The 13,053-nt window shown below is 63.6% G+C and carries 13 protein-coding genes; 7 read left to right on the top strand and 6 right to left on the bottom strand.

All coding sequences use genetic code 11. The features are described from left to right. Positions 1–9: 9 nt before the first annotated feature. Entirely contained in the window at positions 10–1,302 is a 1,293-nt protein-coding gene (gene dctA, locus OVA24_RS17315) for a C4-dicarboxylate transporter DctA (RefSeq protein WP_267671371.1), read from the bottom strand. A 440-nt stretch (positions 1,303–1,742) separates the two neighbouring features. On the opposite strand from dctA, the gene OVA24_RS17310 reads away from it, so the two are divergent. The 5 genes from OVA24_RS17310 to OVA24_RS17290 all read left to right on the top strand — a co-directional run bounded on the left by OVA24_RS17310 (position 1,743) and on the right by OVA24_RS17290 (position 7,793). Next, a complete protein-coding gene (locus tag OVA24_RS17310) occupies positions 1,743–3,371 on the top strand; it encodes a GspE/PulE family protein (RefSeq protein ID WP_267671370.1) in 1,629 nt (542 codons plus the stop codon). Positions 3,372–3,392: 21 nt separating this feature from the next. Beyond that, positions 3,393–5,054 (top strand): GspE/PulE family protein, encoded by a 1,662-nt coding sequence (locus tag OVA24_RS17305; protein WP_267671369.1) that lies wholly within the window; start codon positions 3,393–3,395, stop codon positions 5,052–5,054. Between the two features lie 102 nt (positions 5,055–5,156). After that, complete coding sequence (locus tag OVA24_RS17300; RefSeq protein WP_267671368.1) at positions 5,157–6,446, top strand: type II secretion system F family protein; 1,290 nt, start codon at positions 5,157–5,159, stop codon at positions 6,444–6,446. Between the two features lie 34 nt (positions 6,447–6,480). Next, positions 6,481–7,044: a type II secretion system protein GspG gene (locus OVA24_RS17295; protein ID WP_267671367.1), complete on the top strand. Its 564-nt coding sequence runs from the start codon at positions 6,481–6,483 to the stop codon at positions 7,042–7,044. A 77-nt stretch (positions 7,045–7,121) separates the two neighbouring features. Continuing rightward, a complete protein-coding gene (locus tag OVA24_RS17290) occupies positions 7,122–7,793 on the top strand; it encodes a hypothetical protein (RefSeq protein ID WP_267671366.1) in 672 nt (223 codons plus the stop codon). A 667-nt stretch (positions 7,794–8,460) separates the two neighbouring features. Here OVA24_RS17290 and OVA24_RS17285 read toward each other — a convergent pair. The 5 genes from OVA24_RS17285 to OVA24_RS17265 all read right to left on the bottom strand — a co-directional run bounded on the left by OVA24_RS17285 (position 8,461) and on the right by OVA24_RS17265 (position 11,879). Further along, positions 8,461–8,832: a hypothetical protein gene (locus tag OVA24_RS17285; RefSeq protein WP_267671365.1), complete on the bottom strand. Its 372-nt coding sequence runs from the start codon at positions 8,830–8,832 to the stop codon at positions 8,461–8,463. Between the two features lie 36 nt (positions 8,833–8,868). Beyond that, positions 8,869–10,599, bottom strand: coding sequence for a sulfite reductase subunit alpha (locus tag OVA24_RS17280; RefSeq protein ID WP_267671364.1), 1,731 nt, complete (start codon positions 10,597–10,599; stop codon positions 8,869–8,871). Between the two features lie 145 nt (positions 10,600–10,744). Beyond that, positions 10,745–11,062 carry a Dabb family protein gene (locus OVA24_RS17275; protein WP_267671363.1) on the bottom strand — a complete coding sequence of 106 codons (318 nt, stop codon included), beginning with the start codon at positions 11,060–11,062 and terminating at the stop codon, positions 10,745–10,747. A gap of 22 nt (positions 11,063–11,084) precedes the next feature. Continuing rightward, complete coding sequence (locus OVA24_RS17270) at positions 11,085–11,456, bottom strand: NADH-quinone oxidoreductase subunit A (protein ID WP_267671362.1); 372 nt, start codon at positions 11,454–11,456, stop codon at positions 11,085–11,087. A 108-nt stretch (positions 11,457–11,564) separates the two neighbouring features. After that, positions 11,565–11,879, bottom strand: coding sequence for a hypothetical protein (locus OVA24_RS17265; protein ID WP_267671361.1), 315 nt, complete (start codon positions 11,877–11,879; stop codon positions 11,565–11,567). A 218-nt stretch (positions 11,880–12,097) separates the two neighbouring features. Here OVA24_RS17265 and OVA24_RS17260 point away from each other — a divergent pair, with 218 nt between their 5' ends. Next, the gene (locus OVA24_RS17260; protein ID WP_267671360.1) at positions 12,098–12,367 is read left to right on the top strand and encodes a type B 50S ribosomal protein L31; all 270 of its coding nucleotides are present in this window, start codon (positions 12,098–12,100) and stop codon (positions 12,365–12,367) included. Positions 12,368–12,608: 241 nt separating this feature from the next. Next, positions 12,609–13,007, top strand: a complete 399-nt coding sequence (locus OVA24_RS17255) for a hypothetical protein (RefSeq protein WP_267671359.1) — start codon at positions 12,609–12,611, stop codon at positions 13,005–13,007. The last annotated feature ends 46 nt before the right edge of the window (positions 13,008–13,053 follow it).

The raw sequence follows: 13,053 nt of genomic DNA, 5'->3' as shown, positions 1-13,053 counted from the left end.
TTGATGGGGTCAGATCTTGATCTCGTGCGGGCCTTTGGTTTCCAGCACGGCTTTCGCCTGCTCACGGTTGAGCGCCTTCTCCCAGTTGGCGATGAAAAGGGTGGCGACGCCGTTGCCGATGAGGTTGGTGATGGCGCGGGCCTCCGACATGAAGCGGTCGATGCCGACGAGCAGCGGCAGGCCGGAAACAAGGTGGGTGTTCACCGTGTTCAGCGTGGCGGAAAGGGTGACGAAGCCGCCGCCGGTGACCGCCGCCGCGCCCTTTGAGGTCAGCAGCAGCACCAGCAGCATGCTGATCTGCTGCGGCAGGGTGAGCGGGGTGTTGGTCGCCTGGGCGACGAAGACGGCGGCCATGGTCAGGTAGATGGAGGTGCCGTCCAGGTTGAAGGAATAGCCGGTGGGCAGCACCAGGCCGACGACCGCCTTGTCACAGCCCAGGCGCTCCATTTTCTCCAGCATCGGCGGCAGCGCGGACTCGGACGAAGACGTGCCCAGCACCAGCAGCAGCTCCTCCCGGATGTAGCGGAGGAATTTCCACAGGCTGAAGCCGATGGATTTCATGATGAGCCCCAGGACGATGAAGACGAAGGCGATGCAGGTGACATAGACGCACCCCAGCAGGTAGAGCAGCTTCACCAGCGAGCCGACGCCGTGCTCCCCGATGGTGTAGGCCATGGCCCCGAACGCGGCGATGGGCGCCAGGTGCATGATCATGCCGATGATCTTCATGAACGCCGTGCCCGCGAGGTGGAGCAGATCGACCACCGGCTTGCCCTTTTCCCCCATCATGGAAAGGGCGATGCCGGAGAAGATGGCGATGAGCAGGACCTGCAGGATCTCCCCGGAGACAAAGGCGCTGACGAAGGTCTTCGGGATGATGTTCATCAGGAAGGCGGTGGTCGTGACCGGGGCGGCGGCGGCGGCCATGGGCTTCGCGTCGGCGATGTCGGTGCTGGAGAAGCCCTCGCCGGGCTTCAGCACGTTCACCACCACCAGGCCGATGATGAGGGCGACGGTGGTGACCACCTCGAAGTAGATGATGGCCTTCAGCCCCACGCGGCCGACCTTTTTCAGGTCGCCCAGCGCGCCGATGCCGGTGACTACGGTGCAGAAGATGATGGGGGCGATCATCATCTTCACCAGGTTGATGAAGGCGTCGCCCAGCGGCTTCAGCTTCGACCCCCAGCCGGGTTCCAGGATGCCGAGCAGGATCCCGAGGGTGATGCCGATGAGGACCTGGACATAGAGGCTGCGCAGCGCGCGGTTGAAACGGGAGGCGGTTGCGGGAGCGGGTGAGGACATTCGGGGTGGGAGGAGTGCATCCGGTTTTCCGCCCCGTGTCGAGTGGCCGGAATGTAATACGGCGGTCCCGGGGTAGCGGAAGTCGTGAGACTTCCGGCTGGGGGGATGTCCATGGAGGACCGGCGCGGATTTGTCCGGGGATCCACGCCCCGCCGAAGCTCTCACGAGCTTCGCTACCCCCGCGGGATCCGGTCCCCGTCATTCGTTTGTGCCTACTCTGGATTCGTTTGAAACGAAATCGTCATCGAATGGGTGGGTGACCCACGAATCATTTCCAAGAATCTTTCAACGTGTCCGGTTGACAACCCAAGCGATGGTTGACCAATCTGGAACACGCGGAAGAGGTATTTCCTTTGGAACCGCGTTAAAAAACCACCGCAAAGAGCCCAGTGTTTTCAAACGAAAATTATCTAGCCGAACTGCTCACCGAAGCCGGACTGGTGAGCGCCGATCAAGTGGCAAGCGCCCAGAACGCCCTCAGTGGGAACCAGAGCCTGATCGAGTATCTTCTTGCTCATACGAGCGTTACAGAGGACCAACTGGCGGAGACGCTGGCCGCCAACGCCGGCATCCCTTTCCTGAGGTTGGGCGACGTGGATTTCGATCCCTCCATCTCCTCCGCGATCCCGGGCGACGTGGCGAAGCGCTACAAGGTCGTCCCCGTCGTGGATGACGGCATGTACCTGAGCGTGGCGATCCAGGACCCGCTCGACTTCGAGATTCTGGACACCCTGCCGCACGTCCTGGGCCGGGAGCTGACCCTCTACTGCGCCGGGCCGAGCGACATCCGCAACCACCTGAAGCAGTTCTATGGCAGCGGCGACATGGCGGATGACAACCGCGGCGGCCTGACGGTCACCACCGGTGACTCCGAAGCCGGTGCCGACGGCGCGGACGCTCCGGTCATCAAGCTGGTCAACCAGCTCCTCACCGAGGCGTTCCGCCTGCGCGCATCCGACATCCACATCGAGCCGCTGGAGACCTCCGTCCGCATCCGCTACCGGATGGACGGAAAGCTGCACGAGGTGGACAACCATCCGAAGAAGCTCCTGCCCGCCGTCATCGCCCGTCTGAAGGTGATGAGCGGCTCCATGTCCATCGCGGAAAAGCGTCTGCCGCAGGACGGCCGGATCCAGCTCAAGATGGCCGGCGACAAGGAGATCGACCTGCGGGTTTCCGTGGTCCCTTCGAACCACGGTGAATCGATCGTCATGCGGATCCTGGACAAGACCGCGCTCATGCTCGGCCTGCCGGAGCTTGGCTTCTTCTCGGACGACCAGGCGCTTTTCAACAACCTGCTGGCCCTGCCGGACGGCATCCTGCTGGTGACCGGCCCGACCGGTTCCGGAAAGACGACCACGCTCTACGCCTGCCTCAACGTCATCAACCGCCCGGACAAGAAGATCATCACCGTGGAAGACCCGGTCGAGTATGAGCTGCCCGGCATCAACCAGGTCATGGTGAAGACGGACATCGGCATGACCTTCGCCGCCGCCCTGCGCGCGATGCTCCGCCAGGCGCCGAACATCATCATGATCGGGGAAATCCGGGACGCGGAGACGGCGAACATCGCCATCAACGCGTCGCTCACCGGTCACTTGGTGTTCTCCACCCTCCACACGAACGACGCGCCGTCCGCGGTCGCCCGTCTTTCGGACATCGGCGTGAAGCCGTTCCTCATCGCCTCCGCGGTGCGTGCGGTGCTGGCCCAGCGTCTGGTGCGGAAGCTCTGCCCCATCTGCAAAGGCCCGGCGGAGCTGACGGAAAAGGAAATGCGCGCGCTGTCCCTGGACCCCACCCGTGTCACGGAAGCGACCATTTTCGGCCCTGTGGGCTGTGAGAAGTGCCGCGGTGGCGGCTACAAGGGACGGATGGGCATCTTCGAGACCTTCCTCATCGATGACGAGGTGCGCCAGATGATCAACGGAAACCTCACCACCACCCAGCTCCGCCGGCGCGCCCGCGAGCTCGGCATGCGGACGCTCCGCGAGGACGGCATCCGCAAGGTGCTGTCCGGCCTGACTTCCGCCAGTGAAGTCGTCCACGCCACCATGTCCGACGCCGACTAAAACCCAACGCCTTTCCTGAAAATGGACAACAAACAGATTCTCGATCTTTTCCAATCCCGCGGCCTCATCGACCGCTCCCTCTCCCAGGACATCCTCGCCGAAGTGGACCACAGCGGCAAGGAGGTCTCCGAGATCCTCGCCGACTATCAGGTCATCCAGAACCGGGATGACGTCTGGCCCGTCATCGCCTCCGAGCTGGGCGCGGACCTGGTGGATCTCCGTGACTGGACGCCGCCGGCCCCGCTGCTGGCGCTGGTGCCCGCCGGAACCGCCCGCCTCCACGGCGCGCTGCCCGTCAACTTCGACGAAACCGGCCTCTACGTGGCGCTGGTGGACCCCATGAACCCGCAGACCATCGAGGACCTCCGGTTCGCGCTGGGCCGGGAGATCAACCTCGTCATCGCGCCGGACTACATCGTCGAGCAGAAGATCAACGAGTGCTACGGCGGCGAGGGCAAGGCCATGGAGGACATCCTCGGCCAGTTGGAGAACAGCAGCGTCAACCCCAACGATGACTCCGAGGCGAACTCCGCCCCCATCATCCGCTACGTGGATCTGGTGCTTTACCAGGCCATCAAGGAAAAGGCGTCCGACATCCACTTCGAGCCGTTCGAAAAGGACTTCAAGATCCGCTACCGGGTGGACGGCGCGCTGTATGAAATGGCGCCGCCGCCCATCCACCTCGCAGGCCCCATCCTTTCCCGGGTGAAGGTCATGGCGAACATGAACATCGCCGAAAAGCGGATCCCGCAGGACGGCCGGATCGTGAAGCAGGTGGGTGAGAAGCAGGTGGACATGCGGGTTTCCACGCTGCCCACCCACCACGGTGAGTCCGTCGTGCTGCGGGTGCTGGACCGTTCCTCCGTCAACCTCTCCCTGGAGAACATCGGCCTGCCGGACAACATCTACAACTACATCACCGAGACCATCGAGAAGCCCAACGGCATCTTCATCGTCACCGGCCCGACGGGTGCGGGAAAGACGACCACGCTCTACGCCGCGCTGCGCCGCATCAACACCATCGACGCGAAGCTGCTGACCGCGGAGGACCCGGTCGAGTATGACATCGACGGCATCATCCAGATCCCCATCCATGAGGGCATCGGCCTGGACTTCCCGCGTGTGCTGCGCGCCTTCCTCCGTCAGGATCCGGACCGGATCATGATCGGGGAGATGCGGGACAAGGACACCGCCCAGATCGCCATCCAGGCGGCGCTGACGGGACACCTTGTGCTTTCCACCCTCCACACCAACGACGCGCCCGGCGCGGTGACCCGTCTGGTGGACATGGGCTGCGAGCCGTTCCTGGTGTCCGCCTCGCTGGAGGGCATCCTCGCCCAGCGTCTGGTCCGGACCATCTGCAAGAACTGCCGCTCCCCGTACGAGCCGAACGAGGCGGTGCTGAGCCAGCTCGGCGTCTCCCCGCATGAGCTGGGGGACAAGCAGTTCTACACCGGCGCCGGCTGCGACGTCTGCGGCCAGTCCGGCTACAAGGGCCGCCGCGGCCTCTATGAGCTGCTCAACGTCAACGACCCCATCCGGGAGCTGATCACGGCGCGCGCCCCCACGGTGGTGCTCAAGCAGAAAGCCATCGAGCTGGGGATGAACACCCTCCGCGAGGACGGCCTGCGCAACATCTACCTGGGCACCACCACCATCGAAGAGGTCCTGAAATACACCTGATCTCTGTTACGAAACCGACTCCTTTTCCCTCGCCATCCGAACGGCTGTTCCTCTAGCTTGGCGGAAACTTTCCCCAAATCCTTTCAATAAAAGACCCCAACCATGCCTAACTTCCAATACAAAGCTCTCGACGCGAAAGGCGATGAGACCATCGGCAGCATCTCCGCCGCGAATGAGGCGGAAGCCGTCCAGCAGATCCGAGCATTGAACCTCCATCCCACCCAGATCGCGGAGGAAGGGAAAGGAAAGATCACCAAGAGCAAGACCCCCGCCGCCAAGGGCAAGGGTGGTGGCAAGGCAAAGGCCGTCAAAGGCACGACGGGCGGACGCATCAAGCCGAAGAACCTGATGATCTTCACCCGCCAGCTCGCCACGCTGATCGACTCCGGCCTGCCGTTGCTGCGCAGCCTCACCGTGCTGGCGAAGCAGGAGCCCAACCCGGTGCTGAAAGGCACGGTCAACTCTCTGGCGGAGTCCGTCCAGGGCGGTTCCACCTTCTCCGAGTCCCTCGCCCAGCACCCGAAGATCTTCAACAAGCTCTACGTGAACATGGTCAAGGCCGGTGAGCTTGGCGGTGTGCTCGAAATCGTCCTCAACCGTCTGGCGGAGTACCAGGAGAAGGCGCAGAAGCTGAAGAACAAGATCGTGTCCGCGATGGTCTATCCGGTCATCGTCATGTTCATCGCCGTGGCGATCCTGATCTTCCTGATGATCTTCATCGTTCCGAAGTTCAAGGAGATGTTCGCGGACATGCCCGGACAGCAGCTCCCGCTGATCTCCCGCGTCGTCTTCGGGGCGTCGGAGTTCATGCTGGCGCGTCCGTTCGTGGTGCCGAACGCCGTCTTCATCTTCATCTTCATCGGCTTCCTGATCTTCATGTTCAAGATGTGGAGCAACACGAAGGGCGGCCGCATCTCCGTGGACAAGGCGAAGCTGACCATGCCCATCATCGGTGACATCCAGCGCAAGAGCGCGGTGTCCCGTTTCGCCCGGACCCTGGGCACCCTGGTGACCTCCGGTGTGCCGATCCTCCAGGCGCTCAACATCACCCGCGACACCGCCGGCAACGTCATCATCTCCAAGGCGATCGACAAGGTGCATGAGGCGGTCAAGGAAGGTGAATCCATCGTCACCCCGCTGCAGGCCTCCGGCGTGTTCCCGGACATGGTCATCTCCATGGTGGACGTCGGTGAGGAAACCGGCCAGCTCCCGGAGATGCTGCTGAAGGTGGCGGACGTGTATGATGACGAGGTTGACAACGCCGTCACCGCGCTTACCTCCATCCTGGAGCCGATCATGATCGTGTTCCTGGCGTTGGTCGTCGGCTCGGTGGTGTTCGCGCTGTTCCTGCCGCTGATCCAGGTGATCTCCAACATGGGCCAGTCCACGTGATCCGGAGCCGGAAGAACCTCCAACGAAGACACGCATGAAAACCCAACCCATCTCCCGCAGCCGCGGCTTCAGCCTCATCGAGATGCTGGCGGTCATCACCATCCTGGTGATCCTGGCCGCCCTCGTCATCGGCGGCACCGGCTTCGTCAAGAACAAGCAGGCGGTCGAAACGGCCAAGGTGCAGATCCAGCTCCTTTCCCAGGCGCTGGAACAGTACAAGCTCGACAACGGCTCCTACCCCACCGGCGGCACCGCCGGCAAGCGGGACAGCAAGATCCTCTACCGCGCGCTCTACTGGGACTCCGACGACAACGGCGCCGGAGCCGACACCGACCGCGAGCAGAAAGTCTATCTCTCCGAGCTGGACCCGGACAACAACAAGCAGGGCTGGACGGACGGCACCCGCGCGGAGGTCATCCTGCTCGACCCATGGGGCAACGAATACCGCTTCCGCTCCGGCAAGATGAACGACGGCAAGGCGAACCCGGAGGCCATCAACCCGGACTTCGACATCTGGTCCGCCGGTCCTGACGGCAAGACGAACAACACCGGCGAGGGTGACGTCACCAAGGACGACATCCGCAACTGGGGGAGCTGAACAGGAAATTCCCCGGAATCGCGTTTCCACTGGACGCCCGCCATTCCGGCGGGCTTCTTTTTTCCCATCAACCACCCATGAGCGAAGACAAAGACACCGCCCCGGCATCCGCACCAGAATCCACGGAAGCCGCGGCACCACGCGTGCGCAGGATTTCCACCCCCCGCGTGAAGAAAACCGCGGACAAGGCAGCCGCGAAAAAAGAAGCGGAACCCATCGTGGTCGAGGCCCCGGCCGCACCGGCGAAAGCGGAGGCCGCACCTGCACCCGCACCCGCCCCTGCCGCCGTGGAAGACGGTGGAGGGTCCGACAGCCGCCAGGACTGGCCGGAAGCGGAGACCGTCTCCGAAGCCGGTGGCAAGACCGGCAACGACAAGCGCAAGCGCCGCCGCCGCAAGGGCAAGGGCGGAGGCGGGCAGAATTCCCAGCAGGGCGCACCGCCGGCCGAAGAGGTCGTGGCGCTTTCCGAAGTTCCAGCCGGCAACGGTGGCGGTGAGGCCGCCCCGGTCCAGGCGTCCGCCCCCGCGCAGGCACCCCGTCCGCCGCAGCAACAGCCACCCCAGCAGCAGCAGCACCGCCAGCCGGTGAACCCGGAAGTGCTGGCAAAGCGCGCCTGGAAGATCTTCCTCGCGGAAGTGAGCGAAGAAGGCGTTTCCCTCATCAATGACCAGGACGCCCGGGAGCTTTCCAAGCGCTGCTTCCGCCTCGCGGAAATCTTCCTCGACGAGCAGGCACGGCGGCTGAGGTAAGCCGTCAGGGTAGCGAAGGTCGTGAGACCTTCGGCTGGGAGGGCGTCCCTTGACCAACCAACGCCCTATTCCCCGGCGACCGGAGCCGCTCCGTCCATGGTGGATGCACCCCGCCGAATCTCTCACGAGATTCGCTACGCTGTGGATTCGTTACTCCGGGGTAGCGAAGGCCGTCAGGGTAGCGAAGGTCGTGAGACCTTCGGCTGGGAAGACGTCCTCCTATAGCCGACGTCTTATCTTTCGGGGACCGGAGCCGGTTTGTCCGTGGCGGGTCCACTCCGCCGAATCTCTCACGAGATTCGCTACGCTGTGGATTCGTTACTCCGGGGTAGCGGAGGTCGTCAGCGTAGCGAAGGTCGTAAGACCTTCGGCTGGGAGAACGTCCTCTTATTGGCCGACGTCTTATCTCTCGGGGACCGGAGCGGTTTCATCCGTGGCGGGTCCACTCCGCCGAATCTCTCACGAGATTCGCTACTCTTCGTGTTCGCCACCTCATGCAGCGAAAGTCACAGCGTAGCGAAGGTCGTGAGACCTTCGGCTGGGAGGGCGTCCTCTTATTGGCCGACGTCTTATCTCTCGGGGACCGGAGCGGTTTGTCCGTGGCGGGTCCACTCCGCCGAATCTCTCACGGGATTCGCTACACTTGGGGATTCGCTACCCAGCCGCCTTACTGGCCGCTGGCTTTGCGTTCGATGGTCTCGCCGGCGCGCTGGAGGAACCCTCCGGTTTTTTCGGCGGCCTTGCGCAGGCCTTCCTCGGTCTTGTCCCGGGCGGTTTCGAGGCCTTCTTCAGTCTTCTCGATGGCATTGTCGAGCCGCTGGCCGGGGGTGGGGGAGGGGGCGTCCGGGCTGCCGGGTTCTTCCTCGGCGACCTTGAAATCCTCCGGCTGCGTCACGGGGACGGCGGACGGTGGGGCCGGCTCGACGATCTCCGAGGCGGGCGGCGGGCTGCCTGCGGAGCCGGGTTCTTCCTTCCGGTCACAGGAGACGGCGGACAACGCGGCGAGCACGACGGCGGCGGAGCAAACGGAAGCTTTCATGCTTCCGTTAAACTCCCGCGCCGCGGCGAAGGCGAGTCAATAAACGTCGCGCAGGTAGCGCTTGTCCTTTTTCATGCCGGACACGTAGGCGGCGGCATCCTCCGCGCTGAGGCCACCGTGTTTGGCGACGACATCGTGCAGGGCCTGGTCAACGTCCTTGGCCATGCGGGAGGCGTCGCCGCAGACGTAGAAGGCGGCGCCTTCCTGCAGCCATGCCCAGAGTTCCGCGCCTTGTCCGACGATGAGGTTCTGGACGTAGATCTTCTCCTTCTGGTCACGGGACCAGGCGAGGTCCAGGCGGGAAAGGGTGCCGTCCTTGAGGTAGCCGGTGAGTTCCTCTTCGTAGAGGTAGTCGGTCTTGCGGTACGGGTTGCCGAAGAACAGCCAGTTGCGGCCGGTGGAGCCGGTGGCCTTGCGCTCCTCCAGGAACGCGCGGAACGGCGCGATGCCGGTGCCGGGGCCGACCATGATGACCGGGACCTCACCTTTTTCCGGGAGGCGGAACGCCTTGTTCGCGTGGACGAACACGCGCGGCTTCACGCCGCCCTCCAGGCGGTCCGCCAGATAGGTGGAGCAGATGCCGCCGCGCTTCCGGCCGTGGCTGTTGTAGCGGACGATGCCCACGCAGAGGTGGACCTCGCCGGGGTGGGCGCGCGGGCTGGAGGCGATCGAGTAAAGGCGTGGCTGGAGCTTTTTCAGCACGGTGACGAAGTCCTCCGCGTCCGTGAAGTCCGCCGGGTGGTCGATGACGAGGTCGATGAGGTCGCGGCCCCAGCAGAAGTCGTCGAAGGCTTTCTTGTCATCCGCCTCCACCAGGGAGCGCAGGAACGGGGAACCGCTGCGCTGCTGCCATTTCTGGATGACGGACTTGTTGATGGTGCCGATGTCGTAGTGGTGGATGAGGGCCTCGCGGAGGGGGGCCTCGCCACCGTCAGGGAGCGGCACGGCGCCGGCCTTGAACGGCAGGGCGGCGATGAGCTCGTCCACGGTTTCCGGGACGTTGGAAGGATAGACGCCGAGGGCGTCGCCGACTTCGTATTCCAGCTCGGAGCCTGCCAGGGAGAAGGCGATGTGGTTGGTCTGCTTCTCGCCCGGGCCGTTGAGGTTGAAGTTCGCGACGACGGTGGACGGGAAGGGGTTCTTCTTCGAGTAGCCGCTCTCCGCGGGCTCCGCGGAGGAAATACCGCCGGCAGGGGCGCTGGATGCGGCCGGGGCGATGACCGCCAGCGCGCCCGCGGACCACTCCGCGTAGGGGGCGTCCACGTCCACGTCACAGTCCACGCGCTTGAAGATGCGGGTGCCGCCGAGCGCCTCGAAACGGGTATCGAACTCGATGCCGCACTTGCAGAAGTCCGGGTAGGAGGAGTCGCCGAGGGCCAGCACGGAGAAGGAGACGCCGTCCATGCGCGGGGCGGCGTCGCCCATCAGCGCCTTGTGGAAATCCAGCGCGCTGTCCGGCGGTTCCCCGTCCCCGTAGGTGGAGGTGATGACGAGGAGGTTCTTTTCCTTCGGCAGGCGGGAGATGTCGTAGGCGGACAGGTCGTGGACCTCCGGCTCGTAGTTGCCCTTTTTGAGGGTCTTGAAGAGTTTCTTCGCGAGGCCTTCCGCGGTGCCGGTCTGGGAGCCGAAAAGAACGGTCACGGGGACGGCGGGGCCTTGGGCGGCGGGAGGTGCGCCGGACAGAAGCTGGGCCAGGAACCCGCCAAGCCAGGCGCGTTGTTCCGGTGTGAAAGGGGCGTCGTCAGGGATCGTAATCGGTGCAGCCATCGCGGTTGTAGGAAGCCCGGTCCGGGCCGGGGTGCGGAAGTTGCCTAGAGCGGCGCGAGGATTCAAGCCCGGATCGTGCCAAATCCATCACTTTTACGGATTCCCGGGCACATTTCCGCACGGGTGGATTCCCTCCGGGGAATCTTCAGGAGTATTTGAGGTTCTTGGAGGGATCCAGCTCGAAATCCATTGCGAAATGGGAGCTGGTGTTTGGTTTGAGGAACTTTTCCACCAGCTTCAGGTGGTGGGCGTTGTCCTGGGTGATGCGCAGCTTTTCGAGGGAGTCCACCTCGATGGCGATGAAGAACGGCCAGGGGGAGGACGGGTCGATGTTGCGGCCGGAGCGGACGTTGAGCACCTCCGGGATCTTCAGCAGGAGGCTGCGGCTGTTGCGGACCAGGGACTCCATCGTTTCCGCGTCCGCGTCCGGCTTGAGCTGGAAAAAGACCACGTGGTGGATCATCGGTCGTTCCTCCCGCGCACCCTCAGGATTTCCAGTTCAGCGCGCCTTTTTTCAGCGCATAGACGTAGGCGAAGACCAGGATGCCCGCAAATCCGGCCATGCTGACCAGCGCGGTGGGGCTCTGGCTCACCAGGTCCCGGAACTGGACGGCCCATGGATACATGAAGACCACCTCGATGTCGAAGATGACGAAGAGCATGGCGACCAGGTAGAACTTCACGGAAAAGCGCGGCGCGCCGTCGCCGATGGGGAGCATGCCGCACTCATAGGCGCTGTCCTTCGTCTTGTTCGTCTTCGCGGAGCGCCCGAACACCACGCTCAGGGTCAGGGTCGCGGCGGCGAAGCCGATGGCGATGAGGATCTGGAAAAGGACGGGAAGGTAGTCGGTGGGCATGCGCGGCGGGACTGGTGGATGGTGTACCCGCGAATGCCGGGTGTGGGTAGAAAAAAAACCCGCGCCGTGTGGAGCGGCGCGGGTTTGTCCAAAAGTTGGGGAGCGGCTTCAGCCTTCCTGGGCTTCCTGGGCGGCGGCATAGGCGCTGGAGGCCTCATGGACGCGGGAAGTTCCCTTGTATTCCTTGCCGATCTTTTCGACCAGACCGCGGGTCACCAGATTCTGAAGCTTTTCGTAGGCACGCAGGCGCAGCATCTCTTCGCCACCGCTGACCGCATTCCGAACCTTGAGGTTTTCGAAAACCCGTTCGAAAAGGTCGTTGAACCCGAATACTTTCTTCTCGGAAAGTACCGCCACCAGCTCATCGGTGACGTGATCGGGGAGGCGGCGTGAGAACCTTGTACGTTTCGTGGTGGTTGCCATAACGCCAACAGAGTAACACATCGGACCCGGAAAGCGACTCAAAAAATAAGCGTCCGTTTGATGGGTGAACGGATTTTCAGGAAAACGCACGATATCAACGCCTTTGGCATCTGCAATGCTATATTTTCCGCGTGATGCCTTGACAGAACCTCCAGTTTTCCTAATTTCCGCGCCCTCCCCGCCGCGTCGGCAACGTGACGGGACGATCCACCATCCCCATGAAAAAGGACCTCCATCCGAAATACAACCCGGTCGTCTTCGTTGACATGACCACCGGCACGCGCTTCGTGTCCCGCTCCACCAAGTCTTCCGACAAGAAGGAAGTCATTGATGGCGTCGAGCACAGCATCATCTCCATCGGCATCACCTCCGATTCCCACCCGTTCTTCACGGGCCAGAAGCAGTTCGTCGACACCGAGGGCCGGATCGACAAGTTCCAGAAGCGTTTCGGTGCGGTCCGCCGCGTCGGAAAGCCGAAGCTGGACTGATCCACGCTGCAAGCTTTCTTCCCAAAACGCCCGTCCGCTCCGCGCGGCCGGGCGTTTTGCTTTTTGTGGGGATGGAATGGGCGAATGTGGCTGGGCCATCCTGGCCCAGGCCGTTGCCGGAGCATCCTGCTCCGGTCTTCTTTGCCCATGGAGGGCAGGGATGGTCCGGACCTGCCGCATTTTCCCTCGGGAATGCCTTGGCCGCGTCCGGCATTTCCGGCAAGGATGCCCCTCGACTCAAATGACCCCGGAATCGGGAAGACGCCACATCGCCCACCTGGGCAGGATCCTGCGGAAGCGGAAGGCATTCACCTTCGGCCGGGGGGATACGGACCGGGCGTTCATCCGGCGCAGGATGGGACTGGTGGCCATGACGCTGGCCTACCTGGCATGGTGGATCTACCGCGGCTTAACGGGCTACTGGTTCCTCCCGGACGTGGGACTCATCGCCGGTTACCTGATCCCCGTCGCTGTCATCGGCTGGGCGCTGTGGCTCACCCGCTATCTGGTGAGGGCCCAGCTGGGTCTGAAGGTGCTGGCGCGCCACGGGGTGGAGAATGTCTACCAGCTCCCGGACAGTGTGACGGGAGTGGACGGGGAAGGGACCGCCGCGCAGGCCGCGGCCACGCCTCCCGCCTGAGAAAGCCGCGGCACCCGCGGGGTGGGCGGGCGTTTTGCTTGGCGGA

The sequence above is a fragment of the Luteolibacter sp. SL250 genome (assembly GCF_026625605.1).
In the GTDB taxonomy this organism is placed as follows: Bacteria; Verrucomicrobiota; Verrucomicrobiia; order Verrucomicrobiales; family Akkermansiaceae; genus Luteolibacter.
This window is presented reverse-complemented; position numbering and strand designations above follow the sequence as displayed.